Here is a 14,910-nt window from a genome sequence, read left to right as displayed (position 1 = left end):
GCCCGGAGCCCCGCCGCGATTGCCTTACCCCGCGGTGAGACGCCACAGCGAAGTCACCTCCTTCGCGCGGGCCGCGTGCAGTGGATCGCGGGGATCGGTCGCCCGGGGATGCCGCGGCCGGACGTCCGTCCGTCCCCGGACTTCGAGCCCGGCGCGCGTGAACGCCGCCGTCAGCCGCTCGCTCGGGCGCAGGTCCAGCAGTTCGGCGAGGTCGGAGAGGATCAGCCAGGCCTCCCCGCCGGGTGTGAGATGCCGGGGCAGCCGGTCGAGGAAGGCGTTGAGCATCCGGCTCCCCGGGTCGTAGACGGCCCGTTCGAGCGGGGTGTGCGCGCGGGCGGGGAGCCAGGGCGGGTTGCAGACGATCAGCGGCGCGCGTCCGGGCGGGAACAAATCCGTTTCGAGGGTTTCGATTCCTTCGAAGCCGAGTCGCCCGAAATTCTCCCGCGCGCAGGCGACTGCGCGGGGTTCGCTGTCCGTCGCCACCACCCTTTCGACGCCGCGATGGACGAGCACCGCGGCGAGCACGCCGGTCCCGGTGCCGATGTCGAACGCCAGTTCCTTGGTGGGTAAGGGAGTTCTCGCCACCAGGTCGACGTATTCGCCGCGGACGGGGGAGAAGACCCCATAGTGCGGATGGATCTTCGCGTCGAGCGCCGGGATCTCGACGCCCTTGACCCGCCACTCGTGCGCGCCGATGACGCCGAGCAGTTCCCGCAAGGACACCAGCGACGGGCTTTCCGAAGGTCCGTAGACCTCGGTGCAGGCGTCCCGGACGTCCGGACCGCGGCGCAGCGGCAGGACGTGTCCAGGTTCCAGCGGAACCAGCAGCCTGCCGAGGATCCTCGCTCGGCGGGCTTGCCGGTTTCGCTGGTCCTGGAACGATTTCCCGGGTGTCGGCGCGCAACGGCGGCCCAACGCGGAGAGAAGGTTACGCGCGTTCGGGAAGTCGCCGTGCCAGGCGAGACCGGTGCCTGACATGGCGAGCCGAAGCGCCTCGTCGGCGGTGAGTTCGTCGCCGACTTCGACGACGTGGTGTGGTGGATTCGTGCCGATGGTGGTCAGCCAGCGCCGACCGCCGTCCATTATGGACAGAGGGTTCATGGTTTCCGTTCCTGTTTCCGCCCGCGGCGAACGGACCCCGCGGGCGTTGCTCCGAGGGGGCGCTTTCAGGAACGGCGGCTAGTGGACCGCCGCGGCATGAACCGGTGTCGACACGAATCCGATGCTACCGGAACGAGGCGGCGTGCTCGGCCGCCCAGACCTCGAAGTCCAGCGCCCGCCTGCCGGTGACGTCCTCGACGGTCGTGGTGACTTCGCCCGGGTTGTCCACCAGCTCCCGGAATCCGGACAGGATCGTTTCGACGATGAAGTCCGGTATCCTCGCGAGCATCGCCTCCCGTGCGGCTTCCGGGCTGATCTCCTCCCAGCGCGCCGGGCGCCCGGCGGCCTCGCCGAGGATCCGCACCTGCTCGATATGCGTGATCGGCCGCGTGCCCGTGAGAACGTACTTCGCCCCCGCGTGCCCGTCGCCGGTCAGCGCCTCGACGGCCACCGCGGCCATGTCGCGTTCGTGGATCAGCGTCATCGACGCCTCGCCGTACGCCCCGCGGACGACGCCGTCCTCGCGGATCGACGGCGCCCAGCCGAGGGTGTTGGCCGCGAACCCGTGCGGACGCAGAAAGGTCCAGTCCACGCCCGTCGCCTCGATCGCCTCTTCCACGGTCCGGTGCCAGGCGCCGATGAGATTGTCCTGCTTCGCCAGTGAATCGTCGACGGCGCCGGAGGAAAGGAACACCACGCGTTTCACTCGCTCGCCGAGCAGCGAGACAGTGGGCACGAGCGCTTCGGCGGGGCCGGAGAGCATCAGGAACACCGTGTCGACGCCGTCGAGTGCCGGCGCGATCGTCTCGGGTTTCGCCAGGTCACCGCGGACGCCGTCGGGCGGCGGGTTCCGGCTCAGCGGCCGGACCGGGACGTCCCGCGCCCGCAACTGGGTGACCACCTGCGAGCCGACGTTGCCCGTCGCTCCCGCGACCAGGATCGGCTTCATGCCGCCACCGCCGAAAGGATCGGGCGGTACCGCTTGACCGTCGAGCTCTTCATCCCCGGATGCTGACGCACAGCCTTCCAGGCGTCGGTCGTGCCGATGCCGCCCTTGTCGCCCGGCGCCTCCAGTGCGGCGATGTGGGCCTCCTCGCTGGTCCATTCGGCGTAGTTCAGCATCCGGCGGCCGTCGATGCTGAGGTGGAAGAAGCCCGAAACGCCGCCAGGAGCATGGGTGGGTTCCGAGTCCAGTGCCGCGAAGACGAGGTCGACCCACTCACGCTGCTGCCGCTCGTCGGCACGGTCGAATTCGACCGAGACGACCACGAGCACCCCGGGCTCGCCTTCGCCGCGTCCGCCGCGATAGAGGCGGTACACCGGTGCGCCGTCCAGGTCCTTGATGGCGTCTTCGCTGGTCCACTGCTCGTAGGTGAAGGCGCCGTCATGGCCGACTCCTTCGTACGCGGTGGCCGACACGAGCCCCTCGGCCGAACGGCTCGCGAGCGCCGCCCGCGCCGCGTCGGCGTCCGGCCATTCCCGCGCCACCGCCACCAGCTCGCCGCTCGGCGTCGGCCAGTGTCCGGTGTGGATGGTCATTTCGGATGTCCCCTGTGCTGTCATGCCTCCAGCTTCGAACTTAAACCAGGGTTTAAGTCAAGCTAGGATGGCGGACATGTCCGAACTGCCTGCCGAGATCACCATCGGGGAACTGTCGCGGCGCAGTGGCGTCGCCACCTCCGCCCTGCGGTTCTACGAACGTCAGGGGCTCATTCAGAGCAGGCGTACCAGCGGAAACCAGCGCCGGTACGCGCGCAGCACGCTCCGGGTCGTCGCGTTCATCCGCGCGTCGCACCACCTCGGCATCCCCCTGGAGGTGATCGGCGGTGTGCTCAGCCTCCTCCCCGAGGGCGCCGAGCCGGACCACGCGTTCTGGCGGCGCGCCTCCGCGTGCTGGAGCGCCGAACTCAACAAGCGGATCGAGCAGCTGGAGTGCATGCGCGACCGGTTCACCGAATGCATCGGCTGCGGCTGCCTGTCCTTCGACCAGTGCGTCCTGGTCAATCCCGCCGACTTCCTCGCCGCGAAGGGGCCCGGCCCCGCGCGGCTGATCAAGGACTGATCGCGGCCAGTTTCCGTTCCAGCAGACGTCGTTCGGCACTGTTCTCCGCTTGCCGGATCGCCGCCTCGTACGCCTGTGCCGCGTCCGCCGGGCGGCCGAGCCGGTGCAGCAGATCGGCACGGATGGCGTGGTACAGGTGGTATTTCTCCAGTTTCAGGCCGTCGACGACGTCGAGTGCCGCGCCGGGACCGTCCACTTCGGCCACCGCGACCGCCCGGTTGAGCGCGACGACCGGCGTCGGGTTCATCGTCAGCAGCAGGTCGTAGAGCTGGACGATCTGCGACCAGTCGGTGCTTTCCGTGCCGTCGGCGTCGCTGTGGACGGCGTTGATCGCGGCCTGGATCTGGTACGGCCCCGGCTGGTTCCGCCGCAGGCAGCCGCGGACCAGCGCCTGCCCCTCGGCGATCAGCTCCCGGTTCCACCGCGACCGGTCCTGTCCGGCCAGCAGGACGACGTCGCCGTCCGCTCCGGTGCGGGCGGCGCGGCGGGACTCGGTGAGCAGCATCAGCGCGAGCAACCCGGTGACCTCGGGTTCGTCGGGCATGAGCGCGGCCAGCAGCCTGCCGAGCCGGATCGCCTCGGCGCACAGATCCTCCCGGACCAGCCGGTCGCCGGAGCTGGCCGTGTAGCCCTCGTTGAACACGAGGTACACCACGGCGAGCACCGAACGCAGCCTGTCCGGCAGGTCGGCGTCGTCCGGGACGCGGTACGGGATCTTCGCGTCGCGGATCTTGCCCTTCGCCCGCACAAGCCGTTGTGCCATCGTGCTTTCGGGGACGAAGAACGCGTGCGCGATCTCCCCGGTGGTCAGCCCGCCCAGCAGTTTCAGCGTCAGCGCGACCTGCGCGGTGACGGCGAGCGCGGGGTGGCAGCAGGTGAAGATCAGCCTCAAGCGGTCATCACGCACGGGACCCTCGTCCTCCGCCTCGTCGCCCGCGTGGAGCAGCGCGGCCTGGGCGTGCTTGTCGTCGCGCGCGGCCTCCCGGCGCAGTCTGTCGATGCCCTTGTTGCGGGCGGTCGTGATGATCCAGCCCGCCGGACTCGGCGGCAGACCGGTGGACGGCCACCGGTCCACCGCCGCGGCGAAGGCGTCCTGGACCGCCTCTTCGGCGATGTCGATGCTGCCGAAGACGCGGACCAGGACCGCGACCGCGCGCCCGTACTCCTCGGTGAAGATCCGGCCGATGTCCTCGGTGGTCAGGGAACGCACGAAGGGTCTTCCTCGCCTTGGAACGGCCGGACCTCGATCGGCAGGTAGGTGATCTCCGCGATCCGCCTGCCCCAGACGAGCGCGGCGTCCAGATCCGGCGCCTCGACGATGGTGAAGCCGCCGAGATGTTCCTTGCCCTCGACGTACGGGCCGTCCGTCATCACGATGTCGCCGCTCTCCTTGGCCTGGAGCACCGTCGCCGTGGTCGGCGGGTGCAGTCCGGCGGCGAACACCCAGGCACCCGCTGCCCGCATCTCGTCGTTGAGCGCCTGGAGCTTGCGCGCGATCGGTTCGAGGAACTCCGGCGGCGGGGTGGGGCCGTCGGGCTGGTACAGGCTGATGAGGTACTGGGTCATGGCGTCCTCCTTGTTCGGAGCGGTTTGTCACCCCCTATACGAAGGGCGTCCCACCGATTCGACAGCGGCGGCGATATTTTCCCGGATTTTTCTTCGCCGACGCATTGTCGCAGGTCAAACTAGCTTGTAGTGCTATCTAGGTAGTACTGCTACATTGCTTGTCGTGGATCAGGACCGGCGAGGCCAATGGCTGCGGGGAGTGCTGGCGCCGTGTGTGCTGGCGCTGGTCGCCGAGCGCGAGTCCTACGGCTACGAGCTGGCCCAGTCGCTCGACGCCGCCGGACTCGGCCCCATCCAGGGCGGCACGCTCTATCCGGTTCTGCTGCGGCTGCAGCGGTTCGGCCTGGTCACCGCGAGCTGGCGGGACGGCACGGCCGGGCCGGCGCGCAAGTACTACCGGATCACCGCCGCGGGCCGGGAAACACTGCGGCACGCCACCGCCGACTGGCAGGAGTTCTCCGCCGGGGTGGCCTCGATCTTGCGGGAGGGAAGATGAACCACGACGGCTGGCTTTCCGCGCTGGCGCACGAACTGCGCCGTCGCGGCGTCGGCGGGGACGCCGCGCGGCAGGTGGTCGCGGAGGCGGCGGTGCATCTGCGGGAAAGCGGCGGGGATCCGATGCGGGTCTTCGGTCCGCCGCCCGCCTACGCCTCGGCCGTGGCCGACAGCGTGGGGCGTCCCCGGCGCCGCCCGGGTGAGGTGCTGCTGGAAGCGCGGGGCATCACGAAGAAGTACGGCCGCCGTCCGGTGCTGACCGGCGTCGACCTCGTCGTGCGGTCGGGCGAGGTCGCCGCGGTGATCGGCGCGAACGGCTGCGGCAAGAGCACCTTCCTGAGCATCTGCGCCGGGCTGACCGGGGCGGACAAGGGCGAGGTCCGCGTCCGCGGTTCGCTCGGCTACTGCCCGCAGGACGGGGGCACGGCGGACTTCCTCGACGCGGGTGAGCATTTCGTGCTGATCGGGGCGGGCCGGGGGATGTCGCGCGAGGAGGCTGCCCGCGTCGGTGACGCGCGTGCCTCTGCCCTGGACTGGACGCCGGGACGCGGCAGGCAGGCGCGGCACCTTTCCGGCGGGACCAGGCAGAAACTGAACCTGGTGCTGGCCGGGCTCGGCGAACCGGACGTCCTCCTGCTCGACGAGCCCTACCAGGGTTTCGACAAGGGCACCTACCTCGACTTCTGGCACCAGGTCTGGCAATGGCGGGAGGCGGGAAAGGCCATCGTCGTGGTCACCCATCTGCTCAACCGGCTGGACCAGGTGGACACCGTGCTCGAACTCTCCCCGGCCAGGAAGGCGGTCGCGTGAAGAAGGTACTGACGATCGCCGAAATGGCGCTGCGCGAACTCCTGCGCCGCCGGGCGGTCCTGCTGATCCTCCTGCTGTTGCCGCTGGTGTTCTACCTGAGCAGGCGCGGTGACCACCTCGGCCAGTCGATCCGGTTCGTCTGCCTCGGCCTCGGCTGGGCGCTGAGCACCGCCGCGCTGTTCGCCGGAAGCGCGAGCCGCGCCATGGAACCCCGGCTTCGGCTTTCGGGCTACCGCTCCCATCACCTGTACCTCGGCCGGTTGAGTGCACTGTGGACGGTCGGAACGCTCTTGTCCGCACCGTACTTTGTGCTGATCCTCGTCGACCAGCACGACGTCCGCTACGGCCCGGTCGCCCTGATCATGGTGCTGACGGTCGCCGTGTCGGCGCCGTTCGGGCTCGCGCTCAGCGCGGTGCTGCCGCGGGAACTCGAAGGGACGCTGGTCCTGCTGGCGGTCGTCGGGCTGCAGATGATGGCCGATCCGTCGAGCCTGATCGCGCGCCTGCTGCCGTTCTGGTCCAGTCGCGAGATCGGCACCTACGCCATCGACCATACCGACATCGGGTACCTGACCAGGGGAAGTGTGCACGGGGTGCTCTCGATGGCGGTGCTGCTCGCGACGGTCGCCATCGCGTCGGGAATCCGGTTGCGGCGGCGCTCGCATCTCAAGTTCGTTTAGCGACTTCCCCCAGTAGCCGGGCGGTTTCCCGATGGAGCCGCTCGGCTTCTTCGGCGGTGGCGGCGTCGAGTTCGAGGGGCTTGCCGCGAAGGTAGGCGCTCAGCGGTACCTCCGGCCGGTTCTCGATGAGGTCGAGCATCGGCAAGATGGCCTTCTCCGGCGGGGTGCCCAGGAGTTTCGCGAGGACGCCGACCATCGCGCGCGAGGTCCTGCCGAGCGCGCCTTGGTGGCTCGTGCGGACGAAACCGGGGTTGTAGAGCACGTACCGCACGTGATCGGACGCCAGCCGGGACGCGGACAGCAGACCGAGCCGACGGCTCTGGAGGTTCGCGATCTTCCAGGTATAGCCCCGTTCCAGCTGGAGGTCGTCCCAGCGGACGGCGTCCTCCGGTGCGCCGGGAACGGTGGTGTCGAGGATCAGCGGCCGCTCGGCGGCGCCGAGGACTTCCTGGAGTTCCGACGCGAAGATGTGGCGGCTCAGGTAGTAGAGCGCGAAGTTGTGTTCGAAGCCCTCGCTGGTCATCTGCCGGTCTCGGTGCACGTACGCGGCACCCAGTACGAGGGTGTCGACGACGGGGAACCGGCTGGCGATCTCCTTGGTGACGCGCAGGTTCTCCGCGACTTCGCGAAGGTCGGCCTTGACGAAATGCGCGTCGCCGTTCTTCGCCAGCTCGCGGAATTTCGTCTCGCCGCGGCCCACCACGACGACGGTGTGGCCGGCGCGCAGCCGGTCGGCCGCCAGCGCGCGGCCGAGTCCGTCGGTTCCCCCGGTGATCACGATCGTGGACATGGTCGCCTCCTGTTCCGGAACAAGTGATCCGGAAACCACCGTATCCGAAACACGCGTTCCGGAACAGGTAGGATTCCGGCATGACCACTCCTCGACGTCAGCGCTGGGACGCGGCGCGGAACCGGGCGCAAGTGCTGGAGGCCGCGCGCGAGACCTTCGCCGAACGCGGTCTCACGTCCGACGTCCGGGAGATCGCGCGGCGCGCGGGCGTCGGCGTCGCCACCCTGTACCGGCATTTCCCGACCAAGGACGACCTGGTCGAAGCCGTGCTGGAGGAGGACGTGGCCGAGTGGACGGCCGTCTCCGAGCAGGCGAAGGCCGCCGAGGACGCGTGGGAGGGAATCGGCCTGTTCGTCGAGCGGACCCTGGCGATGATGGCTCGTCACCGCGCGTTCCTCGACGGGCTCACCGTCACCGAAGGCGCACTCGAAGCCTGCCGGGCGCACCTCGCCGAGAGCCTCGATGACCTGGTCGAACGCGCGCACCGGGAGGGCCGCCTGCGGGCCGGGATCACCTCCGCCGACATCGGCCTGCAGATCCTCGCGCTCGGCCGGATCGTCGAACTGACCTCTTCGCAGGGCGACGACGTCTGGCGCAAGCACGCCGCTCTCGTACTCGGCGCCCTCGCGGCCTGAGGTCCTGGCTGGTACTGCCGGACCTAGGTTGAGCAGACCGTTCCACCTCTCGGCCCTAGCCGGTTTCCTGGACTCAGAACGCGATAACGAGTCCACTTAGGAGAGACAGAGATGACGAACTCCCCGGCACGGCACGCGAACAGGGTCGCCGTCGTCACCGGCGCGTCCAGCGGGATCGGCGAGGCGACCGCACGGCGGCTCGCCGCCTCCGGAGCGGCGGTCGCGCTCATCGCCCGCCGGGCGGACCGGCTGGAAACGCTCGCGAAGGAGATCGACCGGGACGGCGGGACCGCGCTCGTCCTCACGGCCGACGTCGCCGACGCCGAAGCGATGCGGGCCGCGGCGGCCGAGGTGGAGGCGAAACTGGGCCGCGCCGACCTGCTGTTCAACAACGCGGGCGTGATGCTGGCCGCGCCGATCGACGAACTCGCGACCGCCGACTGGCAGCGCATGATCGACGTCAACATGTCGGGCCTGATGAACGCGATCGGCGCGTTCGTCCCGCATCTGGTCGCTTCGGCGGCCGAAAAGGGCGTCGCGGACCTGGTGAACACCTCGTCCATCGGCGCGCAGGCCGTCTTCCCGTCCTTCGCCGTGTACGTCGCTTCGAAGGCGTACGTCACGCACCTTTCGAAGAACCTTCGCGCGGACCTCGGACCGAAGGGCGTGCGAGTCGCGGCGGTCGAGCCCGGTCTGGTCGAGACGGAGCTGCAGGGGCACGTCACCGACCCTGGTGCGATCGAATGGCTCGACGGCGTGCGCGAGACGCTGACCTGGCTGAAGCCGGAGGACATCGCCGAGACCGTGGCGTTCCTGACCTCGCTCCCGGCGCGGGTGAACCTCCAGCAGGTCACCGTGATGCCCACCGCCCAGGTCTGATCCAGGGCGTCAGGGGAAGAGGATCCGGGCGATCGCGCGGGCGGCGGTGTCCGGATCCTCGAGGTGCTCGGTGCGCAGTGCGCCGGTGAGCCACAGGTTGGCGAAGCCGTGCATCAGCGACCATGCGGCGACTCCCGCCATGGCGTCGTCGCTGACCGACGACGCTCCGCCGGTCAGCAGCAGACCCGCGCGGTCGCGTGCGGCGACCAGCGCCGCGTCGTCCTCGCGGTGGAGATCGGGGCGGAACATCACCTCGAAATGCGCGCGATGCTCGATCGCGAACCGCACGTAGGCCACCCCGACCTCGACGAAGTCCCGCGTGCGCTCCTCGGCGGCGGCGAGGGCGTCCGCGAGCAGCCCGAATCCCTCGGCGGCCAGTGCGGTGAGCACGCCGGCCTTGTCGCCGAAATGGTGCACCGGCCCGGCGTGCGAGACCCCCGCGCGCCGGGCGAGGTCGCGGAGGCTGATCCCGGCCGGGCCGTGTTCGGTGATGGCCGCGACGGCGGCGTCGAGGACGGCCCGCCGGAGGTCGCCATGGTGGTACGGACTCATGCCGATGAATCTAGTCATTGACAAGATGGCCCGCAACGGCGCATCTTGTCAGTGGAAAGTTTCACTGCCCCGAAAGGCGTCGGTCATGGATCCCGGTCTCGTCCCCGTCCTCATGTTGGTCGTCGTCACGGCGACGTTGTCCCTGCTCGGAGCGGTGGGCGTGCGGCGTCTGCGGTCCTGGCCGGTGGCCGTGCGCGGCGGCGTCGCGGCGCTGTTCGTCACGACCGGGGTGGCGCATTTCGTCGGCATGCGCGAGGAACTCATCGCGATGGTGCCGCCCGCGTTGCCCGCCCCGGCGTTGCTGGTCACCGTCACCGGTGTCCTCGAACTGGCGGGCGCGGCGGGAATCCTGTGGTCACGCACGGCGCCGTGGGCGGCGGGCGGACTGACCGTCCTGCTGTTGGCGATGTTCCCGGCGAACGTGTACAAGGCGCTGAACGGGCCGGTGACTTCGACGATGGACGAATTGGTGCCGCGCGGCCTGATGCAGGTGGTCTTCCTGGCCGCGACGGTGTCGCTGGTGGTGCATTACGTGCGTACACCGAACGGACCCTTTGCCCAAAGGAGACCTTAAGTCTTTCCCAAGTCTGGGCCCCGTCCCCGGGAACGGCCCTACCATCTGAGAATGAAGATCTCATTGTGGATCGGATTCTGTGGGCTGTGCATCCTCGCCGGGCACATGCTTCTCGGGGCGGTCGGACTCGTCCTGCTGATGAGCTGCCTCCCGGCGGGACACGACCACGAATCCGGTGACAGGGCAGGAAAAGCTCCCGTGCGGCTGGCCTGACGGCCGCACGGAAATCCTCATCCCAAGGTGCTCGCGAAAGCGAGTGCGCCCAATGCCGGAATCGCCAAGGCCGTCAAAAGTACCGTCTTCCGGTCCGGTTTGGGACTTTCCAGTAATGCGCGGACACCGGCCGGGACCAACGCGACACAAAGCCCCGCCGTACCGATGATCGACACCATTTCGGTGCCCTTCAACACGCCGAGCGGCAGAAGTCCCATCGTGGCCAGTCCGATCGATCCCACGACGCCGAGTGCTTTCGCGCGATAGGCGGCGAAGGCGAGCAAGTACCAGCCGAACATGATCGTGAACGACAGGAAACTGAACAGGTGCAGGTCCTGGTACGACGCGCTGACCACGTTCTCGGCGAACTCGGCGCCGCGTCGTCCGGCGAGGCTCAGCGCGGCCTGGTCGATGCCGGCGTGGAAGGTCCGCTCGAAGAGTCCAATGAGGACGAACGCGCCGCCCCAGGCGGCCGGCGCCGGTCTGGTCCGCCCGATCTTCGAGGCGAGCGCGATGATCGCGGGCCACAGCAGGACGTTGCCCGCCAGGAAACAGGTGTAGGCGGCGGTCATCAGCGCGGGATGGTCGCTCATCGCCCTGAGCTGACTGGGGAAGAAGAAGTCGAAGGGGGAGCGCAGCAGCGTTCCGGTGAGCAGCAGGACCGGGCCGAGGACCATCGAGACCGCGGCGATCCGGCGGCCGGGGAAGACGTATTCGGTTTCCATACCGGGAAGCCTGCCGATCCGGACGCGTTCCCGGATCGGCTCGGGGGCTGACTTCCCGGCTCAGACCGTGGGTGGGCTCGTGAGTGGTAATGACGGTTCTAACCGTCATTACCACTCACGAGCTTTCGCCATCCGGCGTCCGGCGGATTGCGGACACGGGGAACCGGCGGAACAGTGTGAGGACAACGGATTCAGGGGGAGCGATGACGATCAGAACTGTCCTGGCCGGTGCCGCGGTCCTGTGCGCGGGACTCACCTTCGTCGCCGACGGCGAGGCGGACGCGGCCGGGGACTGTGCTTCCGGCGTCAAGACCATCAAACCGGTCGCTCTCGAAGACCCCGGGAGGTGGACCTACGCCTTCGACCTTTCCTGGTGCGCGGACGGCGGGACGATCGTCTGGGCCGAGCCGTCGGTGACCGCCCGGGTACTCGACCCGGCGTGCCGCTGGATCGGCCGCGTCGAGGAATCCTTGCGGCGGGATCCGGACAGCGCGCGGTGGACGGCTTTCGACATGAGCGAGTTCTCCTGTCCGGACGGCGCGGGCAAGGAACACGGCGTCAACCCGTGGGTGGTCGTCACCTTCGATCCGGCGGGCGGGTACGACTCCCGAAGCGGCGTCGCCGTGGCCTGATCAGGCCCGCCGGATCGAGTCGACGGCGGCCGCCGCCCGCTTTCGCAGCGCCCGATAGCCTGCTTTCCCGGCGAGCGCGAGCGCTTGCCGGGCTTGGCCGACGTCACCGGTGGCGGTCGCGAGCCCGATGAGCGCGTCCACCTCGGGGTACCGGTCGCCGGTCTCCCGCAGCAGCGCCAAGGCCTGCCGGTACCGCCGGACGGCGTCCGGCAGGTGCCCCGCGTGCCGATGCGCCCCGGCGAGGGCGACGAGCGCTTCGCCTTCCGCGCGCGGTTCACCGGTTTCCCTCGCCAGCCGCAGCCCGTCGCGCGCGTACTCGAGCGCGTCGGTGATCCGGCCGAGATCGCCGTACACCGAGGCGAGCCTGCCGAGGGTTTCCGCCTCCCCGGCGCGGTTCCCGGCGTCGCGGTGCAGGGCGAGCGCCTTGGCGAGAAGACCGGCCGCTTCGGTGGTCCGGCCGCGAGCGTGCTGTACCTGACCGAGGTTGCTCAGGTTGATCGCTTCGCCGTAGCGCGAACCGATCCGGCGATAGCGGAGCAGGGCCTGCTCGTAATGCTCGGCCGCCCTCGGCAGATCGCCCATCTCCCAGTGGACGAGCCCGAGATTGCCCAGTGCGACCGCCTCTCCCTCTGGTCTGCCGACACGCCTGCTCAGCGCCAATCCCCGGGAGAACCGCGCCGCGGCGGCCGGAAGCCGTCCGGACTGCCAATACGCGCAGCCGAGGTTGCCCAGCACCGCGGCCTGCGCCTCCACCCAGCCCGCCCGCCGGGCGAGTACGAGCGCGCCGGTGTAGTGCCGGACGGCTTCCCGGTACCGCCCCTGCCGGAAACTCAGGTCGGCCAGGCTGAACCGGGCGGACGCGCGGGCGCGGGGATCGCCGTCCTCTTCGGCGGCGGACAAGGCGGCTCCGGCGGCCGCCCGCCATTCCACCTGCCGCAAGGACATCCAGAAGTACCCGCGCAGGGCGTCGGCCAGCAACCAGGCGACCGGACGCGGTCCGCTCCGCGCCGCCTCCTCGACGACGGCGACGACGTTGGCCAATTCGGTTTCCAGCCATTCCGCCGCTTTCTCCTTCGCGGCAGGGGGAATCGGTCCGTCGGGTACGGACAACGGAACGCGGAACATGTGCGGGTACACCTGTTTCGCCGCGCTGTCGACGGCGCGCAGGTACCACTCGTGCAGACGGCGGCGGGCGGAGGCGCGTTCGGCCGGGGATTCCCGCGATTCCCGGCGATCGGCGGCATAGCGCCGGAGCAGATCGTGGAAGTGGTAGCGATCCGGCGCGTGCTGCTCGACGAGATGCGCGCCCGCGAGGGTGTCCAGCATCGCGCCCGCCCGCTCCGATCCGGTGAGGATTTCGACCGCTTCGACGCCGATGTCGTTACCCGGGAACAGACTCAGCAGCCGGAACAACCGCCGGGTTTCCGCGGGCAAGGCCGCGTAAGAGAGGTCGAATGCGGTGCGGACGGCGATCTGTTCGTCGCCCGGCACGGTGAGCGCGGCCAACAGATTGCCCTTGCGCAGCTCGATGACGTAATCCTCGATGCCGTTCCCGGGATTGTCGGCGAGGTTGGCCGCCGCGATCCGCAGCGCCAGCGGCAGATACGCGCACAGTCCGGCCACCTCGGCGGCCGCTTCGCGTTCGGCACGGATCCGTTCGGGACCGAGCACCCGCGCGAGCAACTCCAGCGCCTCGCCGGGATCGAGCATGTCCAGGGTGAGCCGCCGGGCACCGTGCAGCGCGACCAGACCGGTCATCCGGTCGCGCGCGGTCACCAGGACCAGACAGCCGGGACCGGCGGGCAGCAACGGCCGGACCTGCTCCGTGCTGTCCACGTTGTCCAGCACCACCAAGGCCTTCCGGTCGGTCATCAGCGTCCGGTACAGCGCGGACGCGGTCTCCGTGTCCACGGGAAGGCGTTCGGCGGGGATCTCCAGCGCGGACAGGAACCGGGTGAGCACGTCGAGCGCCGTCGCGGGCGGACCGGGTGAATGGCCGCGCAGGTCGGCGTAGAACTGCCCGTCCGGGAACCGGTCCTTCACCCGGTGTGCCCAGTGCACGGCCAGCGCGGTCTTCCCGGCCCCGGCCGTACCCGTGATGGCCGCGAGCGCCACCGAGCCATCGAAGGAGCCTGCCCTCGGCATCAGTTCGTCCAAAATGGACAGTTCGGTGGTCCGGCCGGTGAACCCGGGCGGTTCGGCGGGCAACTGGCGCGGTACCCGGGCGGCGGCACGGGGTTTCACCACCGGGAGTGGTTCCCCCTCGTCGAGCAGCGCGGCGTGCGCCGCGAGGAGTTCGGGCCCGGGTTCGACGCCCAGTTCCTCGACGAGCCGTTCGCGGACCTCGCGGTAGAGACGGAACGCCGTCGCCCGCTGTCCCGCGCCGTGGTACGCGCGGATCAGCCGGGCCTGGGCGGGTTCGTCCAGTGGTTGCTCCGCGGCGGCTTCGAGCAGCTCGGTCAGTACCTCTTCCGCCGCGCCGATGGAGAGCATCGCGTCGCCGTAGCGGGCGAGCAGCGAACGCCGTTCGGCGACCAGCGACAGGACCTTCGGATGTGTTGCGAGCAAAGGGACATCGGCCAGTGGTTTCCCTCGCCACCAGCGCACTGCTTCGCCGAACAGGGCGGCGGCACGGCCTGTCTCGCCGTCGCGCAGGGCGTCGTTCGCCTCGGCGATCAGTTTCCGGACGTGGGGCAGGTCGACGTCGACGGCGTCCCAGCGCAGCGCGTAGCCGCCGCCGACATGCGGCAGGATCTCGCTCCCGGACCGCGACGGCCGATCGGGTTCCAGCAGCCGCCGCAGGTGTTTGACATGCGTCTGGAGGACGTTCACCGCGCTGCGCGGCGGCCGTTCGCCCCAGAGCGCGTCGACGAGGTCCTGCTGGGAGGTCGCCTCGCCGCCGGCGAGCACCAGCAATCCCAGTACGGCGCGGCGGGCCGGTGGGCCGAGGTCGAGTTCCTCCCGGCCGAGCCATACGCGCAACGAACCCAGCATCTGGATCCGCACCGCGGTCGGCCCCATCGATGGGAACGTAGTGAGCCATCCCGCGTCGCACAAGGAAGAAGCGCGGAAAGCGGCCCGGTTTGGGCCGCTCAGCCCAAGGGCGGTACGTCAGGGGCGGGCGAAGTCGCGGAGCTGCTGGTCGTGAGTGTTGAGTGTCGTTCTAACGACACTCAACACTCACGACCGTGGACGG

18 protein-coding genes are annotated in these 14,910 nt (G+C 69.7%); 9 read left to right on the top strand and 9 right to left on the bottom strand.

The window, feature by feature from the left end; all coding sequences use genetic code 11:
* Positions 1 to 24: 24 nt before the first annotated feature.
* The 3 genes from L324_RS32285 to L324_RS32275 all read right to left on the bottom strand — a co-directional run bounded on the left by L324_RS32285 (position 25) and on the right by L324_RS32275 (position 2,640).
* Complete coding sequence (locus L324_RS32285) at positions 25 to 1,101, bottom strand: methyltransferase (protein WP_037317671.1); 1,077 nt, start codon at positions 1,099 to 1,101, stop codon at positions 25 to 27.
* Between the two features lie 124 nt (positions 1,102 to 1,225).
* Entirely contained in the window at positions 1,226 to 2,050 is an 825-nt protein-coding gene (locus tag L324_RS32280; protein WP_037317668.1) for an NAD(P)H-binding protein, read from the bottom strand.
* Positions 2,047 to 2,640 (bottom strand): antibiotic biosynthesis monooxygenase, encoded by a 594-nt coding sequence (locus L324_RS32275; RefSeq protein WP_037317665.1) that lies wholly within the window; start codon positions 2,638 to 2,640, stop codon positions 2,047 to 2,049. The genes L324_RS32280 and L324_RS32275 overlap by 4 nt, the downstream gene beginning before the upstream one ends.
* A 76-nt stretch (positions 2,641 to 2,716) precedes the next feature.
* Here L324_RS32275 and soxR point away from each other — a divergent pair, with 76 nt between their 5' ends.
* Positions 2,717 to 3,163 carry a redox-sensitive transcriptional activator SoxR gene (gene soxR, locus L324_RS32270; RefSeq protein ID WP_081736562.1) on the top strand — a complete coding sequence of 149 codons (447 nt, stop codon included), beginning with the start codon at positions 2,717 to 2,719 and terminating at the stop codon, positions 3,161 to 3,163.
* Here soxR and L324_RS32265 read toward each other — a convergent pair.
* Positions 3,153 to 4,373, bottom strand: coding sequence for an RNA polymerase sigma factor (locus tag L324_RS32265; RefSeq protein ID WP_037317660.1), 1,221 nt, complete (start codon positions 4,371 to 4,373; stop codon positions 3,153 to 3,155). The genes soxR and L324_RS32265 overlap by 11 nt on opposite strands.
* Positions 4,361 to 4,729, bottom strand: coding sequence for a YciI family protein (locus tag L324_RS32260; protein ID WP_037317656.1), 369 nt, complete (start codon positions 4,727 to 4,729; stop codon positions 4,361 to 4,363). Before L324_RS32260 ends, L324_RS32265 begins: the two co-directional genes overlap by 13 nt.
* Positions 4,730 to 4,892: 163 nt before the next feature.
* Here L324_RS32260 and L324_RS32255 point away from each other — a divergent pair, with 163 nt between their 5' ends.
* The 3 genes from L324_RS32255 to L324_RS32245 are packed head-to-tail and all read left to right on the top strand — an operon-like array spanning position 4,893 to position 6,714.
* The gene (locus L324_RS32255; protein ID WP_037317652.1) at positions 4,893 to 5,225 is read left to right on the top strand and encodes a PadR family transcriptional regulator; all 333 of its coding nucleotides are present in this window, start codon (positions 4,893 to 4,895) and stop codon (positions 5,223 to 5,225) included.
* Positions 5,222 to 6,034 (top strand): ATP-binding cassette domain-containing protein, encoded by an 813-nt coding sequence (locus tag L324_RS32250; RefSeq protein WP_037317649.1) that lies wholly within the window; start codon positions 5,222 to 5,224, stop codon positions 6,032 to 6,034. The genes L324_RS32255 and L324_RS32250 overlap by 4 nt, the downstream gene beginning before the upstream one ends.
* A complete protein-coding gene (locus L324_RS32245; protein WP_037317646.1) occupies positions 6,031 to 6,714 on the top strand; it encodes an ABC transporter permease in 684 nt (227 codons plus the stop codon). The genes L324_RS32250 and L324_RS32245 overlap by 4 nt, the downstream gene beginning before the upstream one ends.
* On the opposite strand, the gene L324_RS32240 is transcribed toward L324_RS32245, so the two are convergent.
* On the bottom strand, positions 6,701 to 7,504 hold the full coding sequence (locus tag L324_RS32240) for an SDR family NAD(P)-dependent oxidoreductase (RefSeq protein ID WP_037317643.1): 804 nt from the start codon (positions 7,502 to 7,504) through the stop codon (positions 6,701 to 6,703). The genes L324_RS32245 and L324_RS32240 overlap by 14 nt on opposite strands.
* Before the next feature lie 80 nt (positions 7,505 to 7,584).
* Here L324_RS32240 and L324_RS32235 point away from each other — a divergent pair, with 80 nt between their 5' ends.
* Both L324_RS32235 and L324_RS32230 read left to right on the top strand, forming a co-directional pair.
* Positions 7,585 to 8,139, top strand: a complete 555-nt coding sequence (locus L324_RS32235) for a TetR/AcrR family transcriptional regulator (RefSeq protein ID WP_037318816.1) — start codon at positions 7,585 to 7,587, stop codon at positions 8,137 to 8,139.
* A gap of 111 nt (positions 8,140 to 8,250) precedes the next feature.
* The gene (locus tag L324_RS32230; protein WP_037317640.1) at positions 8,251 to 9,018 is read left to right on the top strand and encodes an SDR family oxidoreductase; all 768 of its coding nucleotides are present in this window, start codon (positions 8,251 to 8,253) and stop codon (positions 9,016 to 9,018) included.
* Positions 9,019 to 9,027: 9 nt separating this feature from the next.
* Here the strand turns inward: L324_RS32230 and L324_RS32225 are convergent, their stop codons facing one another.
* On the bottom strand, positions 9,028 to 9,570 hold the full coding sequence (locus L324_RS32225) for a TetR/AcrR family transcriptional regulator (protein ID WP_037317637.1): 543 nt from the start codon (positions 9,568 to 9,570) through the stop codon (positions 9,028 to 9,030).
* A gap of 85 nt (positions 9,571 to 9,655) precedes the next feature.
* On the opposite strand from L324_RS32225, the gene L324_RS32220 reads away from it, so the two are divergent.
* Together L324_RS32220 and L324_RS42915 are read left to right on the top strand one after the other, a co-directional pair.
* The gene (locus L324_RS32220; RefSeq protein ID WP_037317632.1) at positions 9,656 to 10,144 is read left to right on the top strand and encodes a DoxX family protein; all 489 of its coding nucleotides are present in this window, start codon (positions 9,656 to 9,658) and stop codon (positions 10,142 to 10,144) included.
* Between the two features lie 51 nt (positions 10,145 to 10,195).
* Positions 10,196 to 10,357: a hypothetical protein gene (locus L324_RS42915; protein WP_161780900.1), complete on the top strand. Its 162-nt coding sequence runs from the start codon at positions 10,196 to 10,198 to the stop codon at positions 10,355 to 10,357.
* A 17-nt stretch (positions 10,358 to 10,374) separates the two neighbouring features.
* Here L324_RS42915 and L324_RS32215 read toward each other — a convergent pair whose 3' ends face one another.
* Positions 10,375 to 11,082 (bottom strand): hypothetical protein, encoded by a 708-nt coding sequence (locus L324_RS32215; RefSeq protein WP_037317630.1) that lies wholly within the window; start codon positions 11,080 to 11,082, stop codon positions 10,375 to 10,377.
* A gap of 203 nt (positions 11,083 to 11,285) precedes the next feature.
* Here L324_RS32215 and L324_RS32210 point away from each other — a divergent pair, with 203 nt between their 5' ends.
* Positions 11,286 to 11,714: a hypothetical protein gene (locus L324_RS32210; protein ID WP_037317628.1), complete on the top strand. Its 429-nt coding sequence runs from the start codon at positions 11,286 to 11,288 to the stop codon at positions 11,712 to 11,714.
* Here L324_RS32210 and L324_RS32205 read toward each other — a convergent pair whose 3' ends face one another.
* Entirely contained in the window at positions 11,715 to 14,735 is a 3,021-nt protein-coding gene (locus L324_RS32205; RefSeq protein ID WP_235783713.1) for an AfsR/SARP family transcriptional regulator, read from the bottom strand.
* Positions 14,736 to 14,910: the final 175 nt, after the last annotated feature.

It is taken from the genome of Amycolatopsis orientalis DSM 40040 = KCTC 9412, from assembly GCF_000478275.1.
GTDB classification, from domain to species: domain Bacteria; phylum Actinomycetota; class Actinomycetes; order Mycobacteriales; family Pseudonocardiaceae; genus Amycolatopsis; species Amycolatopsis orientalis.
The sequence above is the reverse complement of the archived record's forward strand: the minus strand, read 5'-3'. Positions and strand labels throughout refer to the sequence as shown.